At 43.0% G+C, this 21,954-nt stretch carries 18 protein-coding genes and 2 riboswitches; of the genes, 5 read left to right on the top strand and 13 right to left on the bottom strand.

Features of this window, described 5'->3' with window-relative positions; translation table 11 throughout:
• Positions 1-244: 244 nt before the first annotated feature.
• A complete protein-coding gene (locus BM195_RS10690) occupies positions 245-868 on the bottom strand; it encodes a DUF2179 domain-containing protein (protein WP_090237698.1) in 624 nt (207 codons plus the stop codon).
• A gap of 313 nt (positions 869-1,181) precedes the next feature.
• Here BM195_RS10690 and BM195_RS10685 point away from each other — a divergent pair, with 313 nt between their 5' ends.
• On the top strand, positions 1,182-1,616 hold the full coding sequence (locus BM195_RS10685; protein ID WP_090237696.1) for an Hsp20/alpha crystallin family protein: 435 nt from the start codon (positions 1,182-1,184) through the stop codon (positions 1,614-1,616).
• Here BM195_RS10685 and BM195_RS10680 read toward each other — a convergent pair.
• The gene (locus BM195_RS10680; RefSeq protein WP_090237694.1) at positions 1,613-2,323 is read right to left on the bottom strand and encodes an MOSC domain-containing protein; all 711 of its coding nucleotides are present in this window, start codon (positions 2,321-2,323) and stop codon (positions 1,613-1,615) included. The two genes, BM195_RS10685 and BM195_RS10680, sit on opposite strands and share 4 nt — an antisense overlap.
• Before the next feature lie 214 nt (positions 2,324-2,537).
• Between BM195_RS10680 and msrA the strand changes: the two genes are divergently transcribed.
• Positions 2,538-3,062, top strand: a complete 525-nt coding sequence (msrA, locus tag BM195_RS10675) for a peptide-methionine (S)-S-oxide reductase MsrA (protein WP_090238107.1) — start codon at positions 2,538-2,540, stop codon at positions 3,060-3,062.
• Positions 3,063-3,313: 251 nt separating this feature from the next.
• Positions 3,314-4,477, top strand: coding sequence for an MFS transporter (locus tag BM195_RS10670; RefSeq protein WP_090237692.1), 1,164 nt, complete (start codon positions 3,314-3,316; stop codon positions 4,475-4,477).
• Positions 4,478-4,514: 37 nt separating this feature from the next.
• Here the strand turns inward: BM195_RS10670 and BM195_RS10665 are convergent, their stop codons facing one another.
• The 10 genes from BM195_RS10665 to BM195_RS10620 all read right to left on the bottom strand — a co-directional run bounded on the left by BM195_RS10665 (position 4,515) and on the right by BM195_RS10620 (position 18,833).
• Positions 4,515-5,849 carry an NCS2 family permease gene (locus BM195_RS10665; protein WP_090237690.1) on the bottom strand — a complete coding sequence of 445 codons (1,335 nt, stop codon included), beginning with the start codon at positions 5,847-5,849 and terminating at the stop codon, positions 4,515-4,517.
• Between the two features lie 354 nt (positions 5,850-6,203).
• A riboswitch (purine riboswitch) is annotated at positions 6,204-6,305 on the bottom strand.
• A 72-nt stretch (positions 6,306-6,377) separates the two neighbouring features.
• Positions 6,378-7,913 carry a glutamine-hydrolyzing GMP synthase gene (guaA, locus tag BM195_RS10655; protein ID WP_090237684.1) on the bottom strand — a complete coding sequence of 512 codons (1,536 nt, stop codon included), beginning with the start codon at positions 7,911-7,913 and terminating at the stop codon, positions 6,378-6,380.
• 197 nt (positions 7,914-8,110) lie between these two features.
• Positions 8,111-8,212: riboswitch (purine riboswitch) on the bottom strand.
• A gap of 37 nt (positions 8,213-8,249) precedes the next feature.
• Complete coding sequence (locus tag BM195_RS10650; protein ID WP_090237681.1) at positions 8,250-10,439, bottom strand: DUF4129 domain-containing transglutaminase family protein; 2,190 nt, start codon at positions 10,437-10,439, stop codon at positions 8,250-8,252.
• On the bottom strand, positions 10,436-11,704 hold the full coding sequence (locus BM195_RS10645; RefSeq protein ID WP_090237678.1) for a DUF58 domain-containing protein: 1,269 nt from the start codon (positions 11,702-11,704) through the stop codon (positions 10,436-10,438). Before BM195_RS10645 ends, BM195_RS10650 begins: the two co-directional genes overlap by 4 nt.
• Positions 11,701-12,666, bottom strand: coding sequence for an AAA family ATPase (locus BM195_RS10640; RefSeq protein ID WP_090237676.1), 966 nt, complete (start codon positions 12,664-12,666; stop codon positions 11,701-11,703). The genes BM195_RS10645 and BM195_RS10640 overlap by 4 nt, the downstream gene beginning before the upstream one ends.
• 148 nt (positions 12,667-12,814) lie before the next feature.
• Positions 12,815-14,311 (bottom strand): amidase, encoded by a 1,497-nt coding sequence (locus tag BM195_RS10635; protein WP_090237673.1) that lies wholly within the window; start codon positions 14,309-14,311, stop codon positions 12,815-12,817.
• Positions 14,312-14,841: 530 nt separating this feature from the next.
• Positions 14,842-14,979: a hypothetical protein gene (locus BM195_RS18350; RefSeq protein WP_170848227.1), complete on the bottom strand. Its 138-nt coding sequence runs from the start codon at positions 14,977-14,979 to the stop codon at positions 14,842-14,844.
• Positions 14,980-15,012: 33 nt separating this feature from the next.
• On the bottom strand, positions 15,013-16,185 hold the full coding sequence (locus tag BM195_RS10630) for a Ger(x)C family spore germination protein (RefSeq protein ID WP_170848230.1): 1,173 nt from the start codon (positions 16,183-16,185) through the stop codon (positions 15,013-15,015).
• Positions 16,182-17,285, bottom strand: a complete 1,104-nt coding sequence (locus tag BM195_RS10625; RefSeq protein WP_090237667.1) for a GerAB/ArcD/ProY family transporter — start codon at positions 17,283-17,285, stop codon at positions 16,182-16,184. The genes BM195_RS10630 and BM195_RS10625 overlap by 4 nt, the downstream gene beginning before the upstream one ends.
• Before the next feature lie 3 nt (positions 17,286-17,288).
• Positions 17,289-18,833: a spore germination protein gene (locus BM195_RS10620; protein ID WP_090237664.1), complete on the bottom strand. Its 1,545-nt coding sequence runs from the start codon at positions 18,831-18,833 to the stop codon at positions 17,289-17,291.
• Between the two features lie 128 nt (positions 18,834-18,961).
• Here BM195_RS10620 and BM195_RS10615 point away from each other — a divergent pair, with 128 nt between their 5' ends.
• Both BM195_RS10615 and BM195_RS10610 read left to right on the top strand, forming a co-directional pair.
• Entirely contained in the window at positions 18,962-19,963 is a 1,002-nt protein-coding gene (locus BM195_RS10615; RefSeq protein ID WP_090237661.1) for a DUF3231 family protein, read from the top strand.
• Positions 19,964-20,134: 171 nt separating this feature from the next.
• A complete protein-coding gene (locus tag BM195_RS10610; RefSeq protein WP_090237658.1) occupies positions 20,135-20,635 on the top strand; it encodes a hypothetical protein in 501 nt (166 codons plus the stop codon).
• Positions 20,636-20,718: 83 nt separating this feature from the next.
• On the opposite strand, the gene BM195_RS10605 is transcribed toward BM195_RS10610, so the two are convergent.
• The gene (locus BM195_RS10605; protein ID WP_244535738.1) at positions 20,719-21,900 is read right to left on the bottom strand and encodes a D-alanyl-D-alanine carboxypeptidase family protein; all 1,182 of its coding nucleotides are present in this window, start codon (positions 21,898-21,900) and stop codon (positions 20,719-20,721) included.
• Between the last annotated feature and the right edge of the window lie 54 nt (positions 21,901-21,954).

The following is a 21,954-nucleotide window of genomic DNA, read 5'->3' as shown; positions in this document are numbered from 1 at the left end:
TTAATCTTAGCAAAAACGGAATCGCTTTCAAATATAATGATAGATTTTTTAGAAAATTGATAAAATAGTACTATCCCTAAAGTAATATAAAGTAGCGAGAAAAACTATTAAATGTCAATTTTCCAGGAGAAAAATAGAAAACAGGTCTAACCAAAGATAATAGGTAATTTGGTTAGACCTTTTTCCAACATAAATAATACTCTATATATCAGTTGATGATTAACACGGACCGAATGTAATCAGGCTATAATTTTCGGTTATCCTCCGGTTTCGAAATCGACTGCTGTGCTGCTGATGGGGTCCCGCCTTCACTATTCTTATTATGGTTGTTGACCAGCCGGCCTTTCCGTACTTGCTTCACCCAAAAACCACCATTAATCTGTTTCGGTTCATAGGAGATAATAAATGCTTTCGGGTCAATCGTTTTGATTGTTTCATATAGCTTCAGTTCATATTTCCGAGGGGTCAGAATTTGCATAACAAGACGATCGCCCTCCATTCCATAGGCAAACCAACTTGTTACACCATACCCTTTTTCCCGCAGCTGTCGTGTAAAGTCAATATTCGGGTCGGATGAAATAACATTGACAGTAATATAGCCCAGCGCCAGTTTTTCTTCAATTTTAGTTCCGACGATCACACCAAGTCCAAAACCGAGCGCATAGGCAATGATATTTTGGATCTCATTTAAATTATCCAGTACAAGACCAAGCCCAAGAACATAAATAACGATTTCAAACATACTGACAAAAGCAGCCATGTAACGCCGCCCTTTTAACGTCAGAATCATACGCATGGTGGATAGTGACACATAAACAATATTGATTACTAATATAATGGCCACCATGATAAATGCATTACTGAACAACTTTATACCTCCTGCCGATGATAGCTCTTATTCTATACGACCATGATATTCACCTAGTATAATGCTGATGCATACATTGTAAAGTGAACCTTCAACCAGTGGGAGTTCGATACAGAGGACGTGCTAGCCAAGCATTGAACAAGGCGAACTAGTCTGTCTCACCCCCACTGATTGATAGTTGAACAAATCGGGCATTTACGTATAGCTGAGTCTCCATTTATTCTTCCTTATATTTACTTACATTAAAAATGGAGGTTCTTACTGCCCGTTATATACGGAATAAGCGCATTTCTTATCAGAATGGGGTGTCATCATGGATCCATTTAAACAAATGACTGACTGGCGGAAAAACATGGATCATTTTTTTGGTGATCATTTCTGGAATGAATTTGAAAATATTATAAAGCCAACTATTCCACAAATCAACATTTACCAATACAATCATGAACTGATTTGTATTGCCAGCATTCCAGGTTTAACAGATCTGAATAAAATTGATATCTTTGTTGATCATACAACACTTGAATTGAAAGGCGTCATTGATGTTGCTTATACCGGTGGAACAGTTGTCAAAGAAGAAATCCTTCAAGGTGTGTTTGAACGAAATATTACGTTGCCGTTTCCCGTACGAAGAGACAAAATCAATGCAACCTATCAAAATGGGTTGGTGATCATTCATCTGCACCGGCTCATATCTGATGAGAGCAGCCGCAGCAAAGTAAGCATCCAACTGTCGGATGATTCTTAGGCTTTGTTCGGACCATACACACGTTTTTCATCTGATGACCGCTTTCCACGCAGTCGTTTACGGAGTGTTCTTTTCCAGCTGTCAGCGAGCAACTCACACGATGCTAGCTGCTCAGCAAGACGAAGCGCTTCCTTTTTCACATATATGACATCATTGCAGGCAGCGATTGTCCACTCGGGATATGGCCTTTCAATGAGCTCCAGCTCCATACCAGCCTTTGTATATCCTTCCTGCAGCACGCGATAATACCAGCCTGTCCGACCCGAATTCTGAATACGCAACGCAAAGTCCATCACCCGGTAACGACGGGCAGGCTTCCAGCAAGGCCTCCTGGGTTGTGATACCTGAATAACGCTTTCACCGAACCGATATGTATCGCCAATGCATACGTTTGATTCATCAGCATGTTCAAGTACCAAATTTTCACCCATCGCACCAATGTCGATATCATCCATTTTCAGATCTTCACGCCAATATCTATAATGTGTTGCCGGATAAGCGAAGACGGCTTTTTCCGCGCCGCCATGATTTTTCGTATCTGCTACCTCATCTTCGGAAAATCCCGTGAATCCAAGCCACTGTGGAACATCCACTGACTTTTTAAACATGCCGCTTTGCCACGGCCGATCCATCCGATTTTCAGCGTTGGGAATACCCATTTGCTTCACTTTTCCTGTCAGGATTTTATTTACAATTGGTTTCGTCAACTGAGCCACTCCCTTTCCCTGTCATTATTGTATCTTTATTAACGGAAAAAGAAAAACGGCACGTCCACTTTTGGAAGTATCCTTGTGTTACCCAAGTAGAAACTATGAAATAGGCTTGTTTCTGCATATCAATTGTTACCTTATACCATTCGATCTATGTTATAGTAAATGAATAAATTGATTGCTCTTTGGGGGGACAAACATGACAGACAAGTTGAAGAAAGCAACGTTTGCCGGGGGCTGCTTTTGGTGTATGGTCAAACCGTTCGATCAATGGGACGGGATTTATGGTGTTGTTTCAGGTTATACTGGAGGTCATACTGCCAATCCAACTTATGAAGACGTTAAAAGTGGTGCAACGGGGCATTATGAATCGGTCGAAATCACTTATGACCCTGATGTTATAACGTATAAGGAAATTTTGACTATCTATTGGCGGCAGATTGATCCAACAGATGATGGCGGCCAGTTTCATGATCGTGGTGATTCATACCGGACAGCTATTTTTTACCATGATGATGCACAGAAAGAGCTTGCCGAACAGTCCAGGCAGTCGATTGAAGATAGCGGAAAATTCAAGGATCCGATCGTTACGAAGATTTTGCCTGCCTCAACTTTTTATCCGGCTGAGGACCAGCATCAGGATTACTATAAAAAAAACGCAGAGCACTATCAAAAGGATCGAGCTGCATCCGGCCGTGATGAATACATTGAGAAAACATGGGGGGAACAGGTTTAAATCCGCTCCCTCTTTAATGTTAAAAATTTCCTGTTGTTTCTCCCATTCTTCTGTCGATATTACTCTTCTTCTATCGATACTTCTCTTCTTCTACCGATATTTCCATTCTTTTGCAGATTCTTTTTGTGCTTCTTTTGATACTCTCTTTTCAGCAGGTGCCCCGCCATTGCTCCTTGTTTAAAATCTTTTACTGGAATATACTAGAGTTTCAGCATAAAACAATTACGTTTTCTAGTCAGGAGCGAACTACATTGCCGGACAATCAATCACTCACACCGTTAAAAATGCTATTATTCAGTTTTCACGCAACGAATACGATTATAATCAGTTTTTTGCCGCTTTATCTGGAGTATAAAGGACTAAATGGCACAGAAATTGGCTGGGTGCTGGCAGTAGGGCCATTAGCAGCCATTGTTGCCCAGCCGTTTTGGGGTTATATGAGTGATAAGTACAAAACTGTAAAATATATACTATTTATCTGTATTTCAGGACTGCTGATAAGCAGTGTTGTATTTTTTCAGATGAATAGTCTTGTTGCTATTTTGCTGGCTGGTTTCGTATTTTACTTCTTTACTTCACCAATCGGCGGGCTTGGTGATAGTCTAGGTCAGCGTCGTGCAGATGAACTCAATATATCATTCGGGTCGATTCGTACATGGGGATCGATTGGATTTGCGGTATCATCGTTAATTGTGGGGCAAATTCTTACTGAAATTGGCATTCAGTATATGATCTGGCCTTACTTGTTTTTTGGAACCGTCGCGCTTCTTGTCACCTTTAGATTGACTGATGTAAAGGTTGATTCAGATCCGGTGCAATTTCGTGACATCAAAATGCTTATTCAAAACAAACCGTTAATGCTGTTTTTGTTTTTCATCATGTTTATCACCATGACACACCGTGCAAGTGATAGTTTTATCGGATTATATATTACACAACTTGGCGGAAGTGAAGGTATGGTTGGTGTCGCATGGTTTGTCGGAGTGGCCAGTGAAGCACTGGTCTTTGCCTTGGCCGGCAGATGGTTTCGCAAATATCATACGCTTATGTTTGTTATTATTGCTGGTATATTATATAGCGTACGCTGGTTTGTCTACGCGGCCGTCAATGAACCGATTTATATTATTATACTGCAGTTTCTGCACGGCATTACTTTCGGCGTGTTTTACCTAGCTGCACTTGAATATGTTACACGTCTTATCCCGAAGCTGTTGCAGTCAACCGGGCATTTGATGTTTTACGCAATCTTTTTTGGAATATCCGGAATTGCCGGATCACTTATTGGAGGAGCACTGATTGATTCGTATGGCGGCGGAACATTATATGCTGTATTGGGCTACTCTGCTGCTGCAGGAGCAATATTCCTGATCACCTATCACGCGCTCACATCCAAAAATCGGGTTCGCGAACAATAAAAGCGGAACCACCTGGGATGATTCCGCTCGATTATAACTAGCTCAGGAAGATAAAGTATAAAATAAATATGACAAACAAACCGTACATAACCGGATTGATCTCTTTCATTCGTCCTTTTAGCAACATCGTGATTGGATAGAAAATAAATCCGATTGCGATCCCGGTTGCAATACTGTAAGCAAGCGGCATGGAAACGACTGTTAAAAACGCCGGCACCGCAATTTCAAACTGATCCCAATCGATATCTTTTAACGAAGCTGACATCATCACACCGACAATGATCAGCGCTGGTGCGGTCACTTCAGCTGTTACCACGCTCAATAACGGTGAGAAAAACAATGCCAGGACAAAAAATCCCGCGGTGACAACCGATGCAAATCCAGTCCGGCCGCCTGCCCCAACACCTGCTGTCGACTCAATATAGGAAGTTGTTGTCGATGTACCGATTACCGAGCCGGCAACAGTGGCAGCAGAGTCGGAAAATAATGCTTTTCCTGCTCGCGGCAGTTTATTGTCTTTCATTAATCCTGCCTGGTTAGCGACCGCCACAAGTGTTCCGGCCGTGTCAAAGAAATCAACAAATAAAAACGTCAGTATAACGACAAGCATTTCAATCGTAAAGATGTCACCAAAATGCATAATGGCCTCACCGAATGTCGGCGCTACACTGGGCACTTCCCCGACAATTCCGCTGATACCGGATGGCGGGTCAATCAAGCCGGATAGCATGCCGAGGACCGCCGTAATAATCATCCCGTAAAAAATACCGCCTTTAATATTCAGGCTCAATAAAATAACCGAAATGACAATACCAAAAATAGCCAGCATTACAGTTGGTGACGTCAAATCACCCAATGCTACAAGTGTCGCATCATCCCCGACAATTATTCCCGCATTCTGAAAACCGATAAAGGCAATGTAAACTCCAATTCCGGCGCCGACTGCCATTTTCAGATTGGATGGAATCGCATTAATGACTTTTTGGCGCAGGCCGGTAAATGTCAAAACGATAAAAATAAGTCCGGATGCCAATACACCGGCAAGCGCTGTTTCCCATGGTATTCCAAATCCCAGTACAACAGTATATGAGAAAAATGCGTTAAGTCCCATTCCTGGCGCCAGAGCAATCGGATATTTCGCAAGTACACCCATGATTAATGTACCTAAAGCAGCGGCAATTGCGGTAGCCGTAAAGACCGCACCCTGGTCAATCCGCGTTACGCCTTCAGGCAATTCCTCCACACCAACCAGCGCCAATGTTGACGGATTCACAAACAGAATATAGGCCATAGCCAAAAAGGTGGTCAATCCTGCGATGAATTCACGCTTGTAATTCGTGCCATATTCTTCAAAGCGAAAATATTTTTTCAATGTTTCTCCTCCCTTAAAAATTGGTTGATTTTGCTGAAATTCGGTTGATATATGCAAAATTGGGTTCATATAGACAAAACCATCTTTTCAGTATGGCTATTTTATAATCAGCAGTTGAATTACACGCAGACTTCTGCGGCAAAACCACCGAAACAAGTACCAGCAGTGAAAGAAGAGCGAGGAGACCTATAGTTCGTCCACACGGAAAGCGAAGTGTATTCCCAACTGTGATGATAATAGCAATAAACGATACAAAAACAATCTTCTGCAAAAAAATGAAAACACTCCTGCCGGGGCAAGAGTGCTGTAAAACGTTGCAAGATAAAGCAATCAGAAGAGACATCATAATGCTCATCATCATAGTTCATCCTGCGTAGTCAGACCATTTACGGTGGTCCGGTAGAAACTCTTGGGCCATATTCCCGAAATTATACGCAACGATTAAATTGTACTATTAAGATACTATAAAAATTCAATACCGTCAATTAAAATACGAATATTTTTGTTATTAACTCTTTTCAACGTTCGTTATTCCCATTCAATCGTTGCAGGCGGTTTGCTAGTAACATCATAAACAACCCGGTTAATATGCTCGACATCATTTACCAGACGTGTCGATATTTTTTCCAGCACATCCCACGGAATCCGTGCCCAGTCAGATGTCATGCCATCAACTGACGTAACCGCTCTGATGCCGATTGTGTAGTCATATGTGCGGGCATCCCCCATCACACCGACACTGCGGATATCGGGCAGGACAGTGAAGTATTGCCAGATGTCACGATCCAAACCGGCAGCGGCAATCTCTTCACGCAAAATAGCATCCGATTCACGAACAATCGCCAATTTTTCCTCTGTTACTTCGCCAAGCACCCGGATTGCCAGGCCTGGACCAGGGAATGGCTGGCGCCAGACAATGCTTTCCGGCAGGCCTAGCTGGAGGCCCAGTTCACGTACTTCATCTTTAAATAATGTATTGAGCGGTTCAATCAGCTCAAATTGCATGTTGTCAGGAAGCCCGCCGACATTATGATGCGACTTGATTGTCTGAGCTGTTTCCGTGCCGCTTTCGATAATATCGGTATAAAGTGTTCCCTGCGCCAGAAAGTCGATGTCGGTTAATTTGGCTGCTTCATCATCAAATACATAAATGAATTCGTTGCCGATGATTTTCCGTTTCTGCTCCGGATCATCGACATGTTTTAATTTGGATAAAAAGCGGTCAGCAGCATCAATTTTAATGAAATTCATATCAAAGTCATCCACAAATGTTTTCGTAACCTCATCTGCTTCATTTTTCCGAAGCAATCCATGATCAACAAAAATACATGTGAGCTGTTTTCCAATGGCTTTATGAATCAATGCGGCTACAACCGATGAATCAACACCGCCGCTGAGGGCGCACAACACTTTCCGGTCACCGACTTTACTCCGGATATCGTCAACTTCCATTTCGATAAAGTTTTCAATTGTCCAGTCACCCTGACAGCCACATACATCATAAACAAAGTGCTTCAGCAGCTGATGACCGTATTCTGAATGGCGCACTTCCGGATGGAACTGTACACCATACAACTTTCGGTCCTGATCACTCATAGCTGCAATTGGTGTTGACGGACTCGTTGCGTCAATTTGAAAGGAACCCGGAGCCTTCATGACTTTATCTCCATGGCTCATCCAGACCGTTTGCTTGTTTGGCGTATCCTTAAACAATAGTGGATCTTGCTGCAAGTCCATGACAGCTTTGCCGTATTCACGGTTTGTTGCTTTGGCAACTTCACCGTCAAATTGCAGCGCCATCAGCTGCATCCCATAACAAATACCGAGAATTGGGATCCCCAGTTCAAAAATGTCCGGATCACACCGAAAACTGTTGTCATCATAGACACTGTGCGGACCACCGGATAGAATAATACCTTTTGGATTGATCTGTCTGACCGTTTCAGCTGTTATCTGACGGGAGTGCAATTCACTGTATACACCATGCTCCCTGATACGCCTGGTGATCAGCTGATTATATTGACTGCCAAAGTCTAATACTAAAATCATTTCGTTCTGTCCCATGTACGTCCGCTCCTAACAAATCTGCGTTTTTCTTCATTATGATGACACTGTTGGTTGTTCACGCGATTAAATTGAAAGATTTATATATACTGCTATCCTCGTGTTCGCCCAGTCTCCTATTAAAATAACCTGAACCCCTGCCAATATGCAGCCTATAGCTACACGAAGGCAGAAATCCAGGTTGAATCATACATCACCTATTGAAATTCCGCCTTCATAGTCAGAGCATTTGCGGTGCTCCGGTAGAAACTTTCGAACCATATTATCGAGGATATATGAATGGCATTATAGTCATCTTTTAATACTCATTTATTCTACTAATCAATCAGGATGGCGTCAAGCCATGATCTGCTTCATTAAATTTTTCCATAATTGGCTTAATTTGACTGTTTCCTGATCGTTTACTTCATTTTTATAAAGTATTTGTTCATAATGTTTGGTTAAATGATTCATCGTATCTGTGCTATAACGAGCGTCAATCCGATTGGCGAATTCCCGCAATGTCTGGTCAGGCTTTTTGGCAAGACCCTGATGTGCGAGCAGATCCAGCAGACAATGATAGGCATCCTGAAATGTTTTGGCATCATTCCTCCGCTGCAGCTTCCGGAATAAATACGCTGTTTTCCAGCGAAATCTTGTTCTGTAGAAAAGGAAGACTATCAGTGAAGCGACTGCCACGCTAATCAGCACATACCACCAATTCATTTCAAAATTGCCAAAGTTGTTATCGTTTTGAGCTGCAGCAGGTGTTGTTTCCTCTTCCTCAAGCTGCTCTTCCGATTGCTCTTCAGGCGTCTCCAGGTCTGGAGAATCTTCCGTATCGTCCTGATCTGTTTCATCCAAATTCATATGAAAGTCAGTCAAGTTCGAAAAGCCTTGTGTCGGCTCAAACGGCACCCAGCCTGAACCCGGAAAATAAACTTCAACCCAGGAATGAGCATTGGCATTGGTTACCTCATAAATATCATAGTCATCCTCTGTGTCACCATGCTGAACAACTTCGCCACTTGTAAACCCTTTTACCCAGCGGGCCGGGATATCGAGAGACCGCAGCAACACAACCATGGAAGTAGAGTAATTGTCACAATAACCGACCTGTGATTCAAACAGAAACTGATCGACATAATCCTGATTTTCTTCAGGAACAGGCACATCACTGATCTGATACGCAAACCCATTCCTCCCAAAATAAGACTCAATGGAACGGGCCTGATCATAACGATTGTTATCCGCTTCCGTCACATCTGCTGCCAACTCGCCTACGCGATCCGGCAAATCGTCCGGGAGCTGCGTATAGTGCTCTTTAATCGTCTCCGGATCATCTTCAGGACTTGCTTCACGCAGTTCATCAATCGCAAATGACGGTGTTTCATAAGTGATCGTATATTGATCAAGATGTATTCCATCTCCATTACGCTCTGTCCGGATTTCCCCGAAGCGGTTCTCCAATTGCAAATCGACGTTTTCTTCCGGCTCTACCTGCGAAATACCGTACGGATAGACGAGTTTTTCCATGTAACGCTCGTCCTGAAAATCCAGTATGGTATTGAATTCTTCTGTCTCCACATTTTCTGAAAATGTTGTAAACGTAATATTGCTGTGTTGCTGCAATTCAAATTGTGGATCACGGGACTTTTCCCAGCCTTTCCCGGTATATACATCCTTTGTTTCCACACGCCAGTAGTGTTCATCTTGAGCTGCCGCCTGAAAAACAGGCGAATAATCCTGTACGAAGGATCCGCCTAACCTGCTGTCATTTTCACCATACCCGACTTTTTGTATACCTGCTCCATTGCCTAATCCACCTGCATTTTCGGCAGCACTGTGGATAAATGGAACCGGATCAGGCCATTGCGAATCAAATTTTGGTGCAGCATAACCGATTAATGTCGAAAATAGAACAACCGCAGCAAGCGGAACTACCCACACTGGAGCTTTTTTCACCCACGGGAAACGGATTGACTCCCGGTTCATCTCTTTGAAAAAATTCGACATACCCAATGCTGTAAACGATACGATAAACGTGCGCACAATGGCAGCATTTGCGTCATAAACCGTAAATGTATCCAATAGACTCAAGTAAATAAATGTCAGCAAGATGAATATAAAAATGCGCTTCATGACGATAAACCAATAGTATAATAAGTAGCTCAGCATCCAAATCAGCAGCAAAAATAACACACTGCGAAACAATGGGGTCATTTCATACCATTGCTGCGCAAATAAAGCATTCAGGTTGAACCCGAGTTCCGCCAGTAATTGTTCAACCCACATTCTGCTTAACATCGGGGGTGCCATAAAGAGACTGTCAATCACAAACAGCAGTCCAAATCCTTTCAATGGCATAGACAGCCACCATTTCACACCAAGCATCGAAATAAAGAAGCAGAACAGTGTATATATAATGAATACCGTCATATTCGTCACGTCACCGATTTGATTAACAGGATAAAGCCACTCCAGAAATAAAATAAAGGCACAAATATATAAAAGTGAGGTGTATAGGAACGGAATTTTTGTACTCATACAATACTCACCTCAATGATTTTCCTGGCTAATTCATTTTCCGTCAGTACATTGATCACGATACCATCAGCCCGCAGCTGCCTGATCATGTTTAGTTCATGCTTTGATATTAGTTCTGAAGCTTGGATGAAAATAATGATGAATTTTTTGTTGCGTTGTCTGATCTGCCTGACTGCATTCTGGAATTCATTTTCCAAATGGGTCGTAACGAGAATGATATTGGCACCAGGAGTGATTTGCATCATTTCTTCCCTTAATTTCACAGAAGTCCGAATCGTTCCACCAGGCTGAATCCTCGTCAAATGCTGTTTGATCCAGTCTTTCTTGGCTGGATCATGATGCAGTGGAAGATAAACGGTATTGCCCCCGATTGACAAAAAGCCTGCCTGTGACGTCCGTTTCTGAATTGATCCAAGCAGCGACATGGTCAGTTCAATCCCCGTTTCAAATGCCAGGTCATTGATTCCTTGGTGGTAGCAGGCGTCCAATACAACCACGGTATCTGTACTTTTTTCCTGTTCAAATTCTTTTGTAATGACAGTATTCTTCCTTGCAGTCTGCTTCCAGTCAATCCAGGAAAACTTATCACCCGGTGTATACTCCCGGATACCAGTTGCGACATTTGTATTTTTTAGATTTATAGATTGTGAGGAAACTGACCCTTGCTCATAGCTATTCATGTTTTCTCCCAGCTGAACAGGGCGTTCATTTGGAAAAACTGCTATCTGGTCTTCAACATGAAAAATATGCTCTTTTGTAATGATTCCGAATACATCACCAGTCCGGATCCGCACTGCCTGCAGCTGATGTTCACCACGCGGCAGCTGCTCAATAAAATAGGGCAACTCGATCACACGGCGGAATCCTGGGAAGACGATTTTTTTGATTTTGCGGGCGATGTGCAGTTTGCCCGGCTGCGCCAGATAGCGATAACGCTCATGAGAATCATCCACTTTCTGCAGTGAGTCCGGGAAAATTTCCTCACAAATACAATAATATAATGGAAATGGAATGGATCGTTTGATAAGAAGGTTCACCTGCACATGGTCTCCGGCTCTGGTGACGTGCCGGGAAAGACTCCTTGTTACACGCCAATTTTTTATCGGATAAAACAAAAGCCCTAGGTGGTACAGGAAAATCGGTAAAGCGCCAAAAAACAGAAACCAGCTTACAAATCCGCCCTGGAACATAGCATAGGACAAAAGCAGCAAGAGCAGAGCGATAACAAGACTTAATTTGCCTGCAAACCTGAGCGTACCGTTCATGAATTGAATTCCTTTCGAATCGGAACATGCGTGTTTTTGACGATATGTTCAATAATCGAATCACTCGTAAACCCATCATATTTTGCTTCGGGATTTAAAATGATCCTGTGGGCCAGTATGAATGGTGCTAAATACTTAACGTCATCCGGCAATACATAATCACGGCCATGAATATAAGCGTATGCCTTCGCTGCTTTCATTAAAGCAATTGAACCACGTGGACTTACTCCGAGATAAATAGCATGATGACTCCGTGTCCCGCTTACCAGATTGATAATATATCGCTGCACATTCTGATCAATATAAACATTTTTAACTTCTTCCTGAACAGACAACAATTCCTCTTTCTCCATCACAGCTGAAATGTCCTCAATCGGATGGTTTTTGGATGTCATTTCAAGCATCTGCATTTCCTCGCTGGCTGAAGGATAACCCAGTTTCATCTTTAAAATGAACCGGTCAAGCTGTGCCTCAGGAAGCGAATAAGTCCCTTCATACTCGATCGGGTTTTGTGTGGCCATCACAAAGAATGGACTTTTTAGCGAAATCGTATTGCCATCCACGGTCACATTCTTTTCTTCCATACCTTCAAGCAGCGCAGATTGTGTCTTTGGTGACGTACGGTTAATCTCATCAGCAAGCACAATATTGCCAAGAATCGGCCCTGGACGAAATTCGAATTCCAGATCTTTCGGATTATAAATAGATACACCTGTTACATCAGCCGGAAGCAAATCAGGTGTAAACTGAATTCTTCTGAAGTCACAATTCAGTGATTTCGCCAGCGCCCTGACCAGCATCGTTTTCCCGACACCCGGTACATCTTCCAGTAAAATATGACCTTGCGCCAGGAGGGCAACAATGCTTAGCGTTGCTTCTTCCGCTTTACCAATCATAACTTTATTTACATTGTCTAAAACTCTCTCAATCTTCTCATTATAGACTACAGTATCCTGCATCATTCAGTAAACTCCTCCCCAGCATACACTATTACATTTTAACTATACTAAAGATGACTTATGAAGTAAAAGCAGTAGAAGTTCAAGTTTGTTTACAGAAATTCTTTCAAATAATAACTGCTAGATTTATTATGTGCCAATAGACTTTATTTTAAACGTTCAGCATGGGATTGCCTTTCATACCGATCCAAATATCTGATTGTTCCAGCTGATAGGCTAGTTTCAGCAGCAAGTCCTCTCTGCCTTTGCCTGCCATCACTTGCACGCCTAATGGCAGACCTTCCATTGAAAGATGTACAGGTACGGACATTGCCGGCTGGCCGGTCAGATTTGCCAGTTGCGTGAATGGTGTATACGTAAGGCTCGGCAAAAATATATCCCAAATGACCGCCTGCTGTTCAGTGTTATCGGCCTTCTCCATTTTCTCGCGCCAGCCTTGTTGTTCAGTTGGTGAATAGGTAAGCTCACCTACTTCCGGTGCTGTGTAAGCTGTTGCCGGTGTGATGAAAAGGTCATACGTCCGGTGAAAGGCCGCCATATGTGCTGCCGCCACATCCCATGAGGCCAGACTGGCTGAAAATTGTGCGGCAGATACCGATTTGCCCGCTTGATGCAATAGCCATGTCTCGAATTCAACATCGTCAGGCGTCAGCTGTCGGCCCAACGAGCGTTCAAGTCGGGCTGTAACTGCTGAAATTTCACCACTGTTCATAAGATAATAGTCTTGCATTAACTGAACGCCATCAACATCATGATCCTTTTCCTCGATAATATGTCCTGTGTTTTCCAGCCAGCGTACGGTTTTAGCAACCGCTTCTCTTGCATCATCTGATACGGGTGTGCCGACCGGTGATGTTGTTGTATAGGCAATATGGAGCGGTTCCTTATATGGTGTCGCCATCTCCGCTTTGTAAATCCCTGGGAATGCCGGTGTCTGAAATGCCGCCTCAGGCTGAACCGTTTGCAGGATATCCAGTAGTGCCGCGCTGTCACGCACACTCCGGCTCAGCACAAAATCAATGGAGGCCCCTTGCCACTGCCGTCCAGCACCAGGCCCGACCGGTGTGCGTCCGCGTGTCGGTTTTAACCCGAAGAGCCCGGTGAATGAAGCAGGAATCCGGATTGATCCCCCGCCATCACTGGCGCCCGCTGCCGGAACAATACCAGCAGCAATCGCCGCAGCTGATCCACCACTGGAGCCACCCGGTGAGTGCTTTGTATGCCAAGGATTACGTGTCGGACCGTACAAGGCCGGTTCGGTAATATTTTTCAATCCAAATTCTGGTGTATTCGTATGTCCCATAAACAAAAACCCGGCATCACGCAATTTTCCGACAAAATTGGAGTCCTGGTTACTGATTGTCTCCTTCATTAGTTTCGAGGAAGATGTGAGCGGATCACCTTCAAGTGACTGTGAAAGGTTTTTCAATAACATTGGCACACCTGCAAAGGGTTGTTCGGTATTCACACTTTTCGCATCAGCCATGGCTCGTGTTTTATGATGATGGATCACAGCATTCAACGATGGATTGAGGTCATCAAGCCGCTGAAAAGCAAGCTCCAGAAATTCAGCCGGGCTTATTTCCTTCATTTGTATCAGTTCGGCTATATCCGTTGCATCCAATTGCACGTATGTTTGCAGTTTCATCTTATTCCTCCTGGTCAACTGTTATTCTTTATCCCGCCTTAACAGGCAGTACGCTTCCGCTGCCTGATTTAATACATGCGAAAAATTTATGCGGAGAGCAACTGTCCGTAAATGTCCGATTCGATTCAACTAACATTCAGTGGGGGGAAACGCCCGACTGAATGAAGTTTCACTTTATCCCGCATATAACGGGCAGTAAATCCTCATTTATAAACTGATTTGATATTCAAAAATTTAACCGTAGGATTAACTGCCCGTAAATGTCCGATTCTGTTCAACTATCATTCAGCGGAAAGTACACCCGCTGAATGAAGTTTCACTTTATCCCGCATATAACGGGCAGTAAATCCTCATTTATAAACTGATTTGATATTCAAAAATTTAACCGTAGGATTAACTGCCCGTAAATGTCCGATTCTGTTCAACTATCATTCAGCGGAAAGTACACCCGCTGAATGAAGTTTCACTTTATTGTACCACGTTGCATGGCTGTTGCCGATTTTCTGATACAGGAGGTGGGTTTGCTTCTATTACTGCCGGCCGTTCTCTTTTTTCCAAGGAGGATCCCCAAATTTATGCAGTTTTTCATTCACTTTATAAATCGTGTAGGATATCGCAAAAACAAGCACTGCACAAACCAGTACCCATATTTCTGGTAACTGTTCCATCAAATATTGCCACATACCTTACCACACATCCCTCTAATTTTTTGTCTGATCCGCAGCACCGGATGATTGAACATTGACATTAGCCGATACATCGATACTGGCATCTCTGAAATAGTTTCTGCCGTGATCCCAGTCTTTCTCGATTTCCTGCCAAAAATCATAATGATACTGATTTAACACCCTGTTGACCCCTAATATGTCAGCATTTAATTCTTCTTGCACCTTATGAATCGTCTGGTTCATAAGCCTTTCCATTTTCGCCTCAGCCTTTCCCTCGAGTTCTTTCATTTTCCCCTTCGTTGTCATATTTCCTGACCCAAATGTTTCAGCAATTAACGCTTCCACTTCCGTATTGACAGTGACGCCAATATTCGCTTTCGTTTTATCCGTTATTTTCATCGAACTATTAATACTCATGATCTCCAGCGTTATTGGCTCATCATCTGTTTCAACTTTCACATTGCCGCCGTTCTGCTCTCCAGTTATCAAAATGTAACCTCTCGTTTCTTCCTGATTAAGCGTTCCGACCATTTGGTTACTGTCACCGTGGAAAACACCTATTCCAGAGTAGTTCAGTGTGTTTCCATTTTGAATCATTCTCGGAATGACATAACTTCTGTTGTTCAAAAGATGTTCATGAAGTTCTCCAATCTTTAGCGGCTGGATGACCCCTGCGTTTTTAAAACTGTTTTCCATAATTGACTGGATATGCATAACCGGCAATTGTTCATTTTCAGGCCGGATATCGAGTATTGGTTTGGCCTCACCATCAACAATTACAACATCCACCTCCCTGCGCATTTCATGATCACGGATGAACAGATCCATTACATCAGAAAACAGATTTTCCTTCTGTGCCAGTTCACTTGAAACCGCAATAAGCTGTAAATGTGGTAAAAAGGGCGCGCGGCTTACAAGCGTGGCCATTTCCCTTTCAATGGCGAATAGGCTTTTACCACTTGCTGTTAAATTGGCAAAAGCCTGTTTTTCACTTCCGCCTTGACTTGGTCCTCCTAAACCGGATGGCACAACGAACTGATTTGTAATGGCCACCTTATTTTCATCAGGTCCGCTATTTTCAGCCAAATCGATCGTAATACCGACCACAAATCCTCGATCTTCAATTTCCACCCGGTCCCAGCACCCTGATAAAACAAAAATCATGGACAAATAGAGTAGTATACGGAAACATCTGCGCACAGTCATTGCTTCGTAACCCCTCTCCATCTTGCAATCATCAACAGTAATATAGTGATAATAGCAGTCATGGTCGTTCCATAATAACTGACAAACACTCCGAAAGCAGAAACCTCAGCAATGTCATTGGGAAGCATGGCGATAATGTAAATCAATGGCGCCAGCAGAAAAATCAACTGCATTTTCCGGTCTTTCTTAAATATGGAATTCAGTGCGAACACTCCAGCATCGAACGCCATTGCCGTTGTATTAAAAATGGCCATAATCCAAATCACAAAGAACAATGATTCAAACCGTTCAAAAAAACCACCCGGAATTTGCACATTTTTGGCTAGCTCAATAGTGGGGTAAAGGAGGTTGCCTGCAGCCAGATTGCCAAATACAGCAACACACATGACATAGATTAAAGCATACAAAAACACCGCAACTGACATGCCGATACAAGCCTTTTTAGGAACATTTTTTGGTTTCTTGACCAGCGACGTATAAAATAGCAGAAAACTAAACCCAATGTAGGAAAAAATGCTTTGTTTAAGCGCATCCCAATGCCCGCTGACACCCGTCTTTAAAACGGGGAGCAAGTTACCTCCCTCAAACAGCCCCGTTGTAAGCAGCATGACAAGTATTGAGATGATCAAAATAATAGGAAAGAACATCATATTCAGGCGGAACAGTCCTGTCCGCGAACCTGAAATCGCATATACGACTACTAATAAAAATGATAGACCAACTGCACCATAGGGTGTCTGGTCAAACAAATATTGTTTTGCAACATCGGCAATCACACGTGTTTCAAAAGCCGCCAGCATGAAGCCCTGAACCGCCAATAACAAGGTCAGCACGATTCCAAAGGGTCTGGTTGTAATGAGGGAGGCATAGTCAATAAAGTTTTGCTGCGGAAATTGTGATGCTAATTTAGCTGTAAACCATGTTAGCAGTATAGCCAGCAGCCCTCCAGCAACGATTGTAATAATTCCGTCGACAGCGATCGTCGCGCTTGCTATATCTCTCGGCATTGATAATACCCCAACTCCGATCACGATAGACGGGACAGCAACCAGGATTTCCCTGTCACCTATTGAGTTATCAGCATATTCAAATCGTTCCATAACCTATGTTTCCCCTTTATTGACGGATTTGTTATCATCTGATTTCAAATAAGATGGTCTTCTTGTACGCATCGTTATCGGCGCCCGCAAAACAAGATCTTTCCAGTCCCTGAAAAAGCTTGGGGAAAATGGGGTAGAATACGGCACTCCAATACTCTTCAGATTAACGATATGAATATTGATCATAATATAAACAAGTATGATCCCATACAATCCCAGTAAGGCAGCTGCTAGCATGAAACCAAACCGGAGCAGCCGAAATGAAATCGCCACACTATACGATGGAATGGAAAAAGAGGCAATGGCCGTTACCGCGACCACAATGACCATAATCGGGCTGACAATACCTGCCTGTACAGCCGCCTCACCTATGACAAGCCCCCCAACAATCCCGATTGTATTGCCGATTGTCGTGGGCAGCCTTGCCCCGGCCTCACGCAGCAGTTCCATTGTCAGTGCCATGATGACCGCTTCAACAGCTGCCGGAAATGGGACACCTTCCCTGGTAGCAGCAATCGAAAAGGCAAGTTGGGACGGAATCATCCCTTGATGAAAAGATAGAAGCGCTATATATAAGGCAGGTAAAAACATGGCAATGAAGGCTGCCAGATATCTTAAACCCCTAAGAAATGATCCAATCATCCAGCGTTCATAATAATCTTCAGGTGATTGCATGGAGTTCCCAATGGTAAGAGGGGCAATCAATGCAAATGGTGTTCCATCAAGAATAATGCCGATTTTTCCCTGCAATATAGCTGCTGATACTTTATCAGGCCTTTCCGTATTCATCAGCTGTGGAAAAGGTGATAGAAAACTGTCTTCAATCCATTGCTCCACGAAACCCGATTCCGGAGCATCGTCCAAGTCGATCGATTCAACCCGCCGGTTAACTTCCTTAATCAGATCCGGATGAGCGACCCCTTCTAAATAGGCTACAACTAATTTTTTTCGGGAACGTCTGCCGATATCATATGTTTTGAACCTCAAATCAGGATCGCGGATTTGCCGGCGGATCATCATCGTATTGGTCCGTAAATTTTCCGTAAACCCTTCACGCGGCCCCCGGATCAATGACTCAGATACAGGCTCCATAATCGTACGGGTTTCCCATCCCTTCATACCAATCATTAACACCTTATCGATTCCATCCAGATAAACTAACGTACTGCCATATAAAAGATCATTGATGGCTTCATCCAGATTATCAGCTTTGATTACATCACCAACCGAAATAAGTTCCTTCTCCATTTCATGCAGGACACTGTCTGCCCCGTTAGGAAGATCTGTTTTTTCGGCAAATAGCTGAAGATTTTTCAGTACATTGCTATTGATCTGTTGCTTATCTACTAAACCGTCAATATAGACGATGGCACAGCGATAGTTTGTCTGTCCGAGTGAAAACGCTCGAATTACCAGATCATTCGGCTCCTCCATCAACTGTTTTAATACAGCCAGGTTTTGATCCAGAGATTTTTTGAGCTCAGCAGGATGTTCCTGCTTCTGTTCATCATTCTTTTGCCTATTTTTAAAAAAAGATCCAAATCTCATCCCATTACCTCATTTCTCTCATCTCCCCTTTGGTTTCCCTAAAATTCATGATTTATACGGTATAAGATTTTTCATTCCTGCCAAACTAAACATGTGCATCATGTATTATGAAGGAGGATACCAAAACCATGGCGGCACACATCAAATTGACCTCGGCTGAAATGTCTCAGGTATGGGAAGCCTATCAAAATGCAAGTTTAGCAGTAAAAGTGTTAACGTACTTTCTTGAAAAAGTGGAGGATGACGCTATTCGCTCAATCATCCAGGAAGCCTTCAATTTGTCCCAGTCCCATATTGCTCAATTAACGGTAATGTTCGAAAAAGAAGATATGCCTGTCCCATACGGTTTTACAGATGATGACCTGAATACGGATGCCCCAAGGCTTTATTCAGACAATTATTTCCTTCAGCATATTTTGCAATTGGGGGCTCTGGGCATGCATTCCTATTCCATGTCCATCAGTTATTCCACTCGGCAGGACGTTTATGCATACTTTTCGGAAGGGTTTACCGATTTTAACAAGCTGCATCAGCATGCTGGTGCGATTGCGCTTTCAAAAGGGATCTATACCAAACCACCATATGTACCCGCACCAACAGAACGGGATTTTGTCAAAAAGCAAAACTTCCTGACAGGATGGTTCGGTAAGCGCCGGCCATTGCTCACAGTTGAAATAGCCAACCTGTTTGAAAATATCCAGCGAAATGCATTGGGGGCAGCAACCATTACCGGATTCAGTCAGGTGGCAAAATCAAAGGAAGTACGTGCGTATTTTCAGCGGGGGGTGGAGATAGCCAATAAACATGTGGAAATATTCAGCTCGGTCTTAAGGGAAAATGACATCGTTTCGCCGACAGGATCCGATACGTTCGTCACTGCAGAATCAACCAGTGCACCGTTTTCGGATAAATTAATGATGTTTCATACAACCGGCATGATAACACTTGGTATCGGCTTTTACGGATTAAGTATGTCCACGACCATCCGGAGAGATTTGGCATCACATTACATGCGTCTGGCTGAAGAAATTATGTTATATTCCGAAGATGGTGCGAACATTATGATTAACAACGGGTGGCTTGAAGAACCACCCCGGATGGTCGACCGCAATGAACTTGCCAAAGATTAGGATCTTTTTTGCTGGACGGGTTTGTTGGAGTTGTGAAAGGAGAAAATATGATGAAAGGTCAACAACAATATATACATGATGAAGGCAATAGGGCAACTATGAAACGTAGCAACGTTTGGATACCGAAACAAACTACAGCAGACAAATTAAACTGCAGTAAAAGGTAACCATATGGCAAAACAGTATGGGAAAAACAGGAATAAACTTGAAATGCTGCTATGGAGTATTGCCCTGCCAGGATTTGGACAGCTTTTAAATCACAAATACTTTAAAGGTTTTTTACTGATTGCACTGGAATTTATTATAAATGTATTCGGGAAATTCAATGAAGTGATTATTTTAAGCTTTCACGGCGAAATTCAGGAAGCCATCAACCAGACAAATTACGGGTGGCTGATGTTCTATCCGTGCCTCTATTTTTATGCAATGTGGGACGCTTATAAGGATGCTGAAGGCGAAAGTAAACCATATGCCTTTGTACCCTTTGTATTTTCAGCCTATTTTGTAACATTAGGGCTGATTTTTTCGCCGAATTTTACTTTATTTGGACAGTTGATTGGCCCAATGTGGCTGCCTATGCTGGGAGGATTACCGGTCGGCTTGATAGTTGGCGGAATCATCAGATGGCTGTTATTAAAAAGGCTGAAAAAGAACAACATCATCAACACATAGGGAAGTCTTCAACCTTATCTGATCAGAAATTGATAATGTACAGCATATGTTTCGGCCGATTCAAAAGGATCTCATGTTAAGGTCTACATAAAGATCCTTTTTTCCTGTCTTTGTTTTCTTCTCCAGCGACAAACGATAATCAGAATGCCGATCGTTACAACAACGAACGGAATGACAATCCTAAGTGAGTTGCTTCCCAGCAGCGAATCCCCCTTAACATCGTTTTCTGCCGACTTTTCAGATGTTTCCTGGTCAGCATCTTCCAGCTTGAAGGAAGAAATGACTTGGCCGTCTTGATTAGTGAGTTTCAGTAAGCCATCATCACTTACTTCTTCACTTACTTGTTCGTCCAACTTTTGCGTATATGTCAGCGTTTCTGTTGCTTCATATTCTTCGTTTCCGGCTGCAAATGTTGTTCCTTCTTCAATGACAGACTGCTTGAAGTTTGCAAAACCGTAGTCTAATAGATTAATTGTATCCTGATAGACCTCTTCCTGCAGATTGGTATTTAATGTAATCACAATCAGGTTTAAGTCATCTCTTTTAGCTGTTGTTGCCAACGTATGACCCGACTGGCTGACGAAGCCTGTTTTTCCGCCGTTAACTCCCTCATAAGGCATTTCCCGCATCAATTTATGATGGGTCAAAAGCGTTGTATCCCACGACTTGCCATCCCATTCAAGTTCAACTGTCCCGAATATATCCCGAAACGTTTCATTTCGGATAGCGTATTCGGTGATTGTTGCCAGATCCTGAGCTGTTGTAACGTGATCGGAGTCAAACAGACCGTGCGGATTTTCAAAGTGTGTATCCTGAACCCCAATCTTATTTTGCAAATAACCGTTCATGTCAGAAACAAACTGTTCAACACTGCCACCTACATGTTCAGCAATCGCCACACCTGCATCATTACCAGAATTAATCAGCAGCCCCTGGACAAGCTTCTCTAATGCAACCTGCTCATCTTCTTCGAGAAAAACGCTGCTTCCCTCAGCTTGTCTGGCGTTCCCACTGACTGTTACCGTATCATCAAGGTTAGCCGTTTCGATAACATAAATGGCTGTGGCAATTTTTGTTAAACTGGCCGGGTACATCGAAGCACCGGCGTTTTTCTCATAGAGCACATCACCAGTCTCCGCGTCAATCATAATCGCAGCTTCACTTGCTAAGGAGGGTTCTGAAGGATCCGATTCAGCAAGAGTTACATTCATAAAAAGTGGACTGAAGGCTAAGATAATCATTAGAAAGCATATCCGTGTTTTCACAATTACACCCGCTTTTTCTTTCAAAAATCCTATCATCCATTCTATAATATTTAT

Origin of the sequence: Lentibacillus halodurans (genome assembly GCF_900112045.1) — a bacterium.
GTDB lineage: Bacteria > Bacillota > Bacilli > Bacillales > Amphibacillaceae > Lentibacillus > Lentibacillus halodurans.
Note: the sequence above shows the minus strand (reverse complement) of the source record. Positions and strands in the feature narration are given on the sequence as shown.

Excerpts from the sequence above, each read along its gene's own strand:
- BM195_RS10685 (WP_090237696.1), top strand. The coding sequence starts at position 1,182 with ATGGATCCATTTAAACAAATGACTGACTGGCGGAAAAACATGGATCAT.
- BM195_RS10615 (WP_090237661.1), top strand. The coding sequence starts at position 18,962 with ATGGCGGCACACATCAAATTGACCTCGGCTGAAATGTCTCAGGTATGG.
- BM195_RS18350 (WP_170848227.1), bottom strand. The coding sequence starts at position 14,979 with ATGGAACAGTTACCAGAAATATGGGTACTGGTTTGTGCAGTGCTTGTT.
- guaA (WP_090237684.1), bottom strand. The coding sequence starts at position 7,913 with ATGGGACAGAACGAAATGATTTTAGTATTAGACTTTGGCAGTCAATAT.
- BM195_RS10630 (WP_170848230.1), bottom strand. The coding sequence starts at position 16,185 with ATGACTGTGCGCAGATGTTTCCGTATACTACTCTATTTGTCCATGATT.
- BM195_RS10625 (WP_090237667.1), bottom strand. The coding sequence starts at position 17,285 with ATGGAACGATTTGAATATGCTGATAACTCAATAGGTGACAGGGAAATC.
- BM195_RS10650 (WP_090237681.1), bottom strand. The coding sequence starts at position 10,439 with ATGAGTACAAAAATTCCGTTCCTATACACCTCACTTTTATATATTTGT.
- BM195_RS10635 (WP_090237673.1), bottom strand. The coding sequence starts at position 14,311 with ATGAAACTGCAAACATACGTGCAATTGGATGCAACGGATATAGCCGAA.
- BM195_RS10645 (WP_090237678.1), bottom strand. The coding sequence starts at position 11,704 with ATGAACGGTACGCTCAGGTTTGCAGGCAAATTAAGTCTTGTTATCGCT.
- BM195_RS10620 (WP_090237664.1), bottom strand. The coding sequence starts at position 18,833 with ATGAGATTTGGATCTTTTTTTAAAAATAGGCAAAAGAATGATGAACAG.
- BM195_RS10610 (WP_090237658.1), top strand. The coding sequence starts at position 20,135 with ATGGCAAAACAGTATGGGAAAAACAGGAATAAACTTGAAATGCTGCTA.
- BM195_RS10640 (WP_090237676.1), bottom strand. The coding sequence starts at position 12,666 with ATGATGCAGGATACTGTAGTCTATAATGAGAAGATTGAGAGAGTTTTA.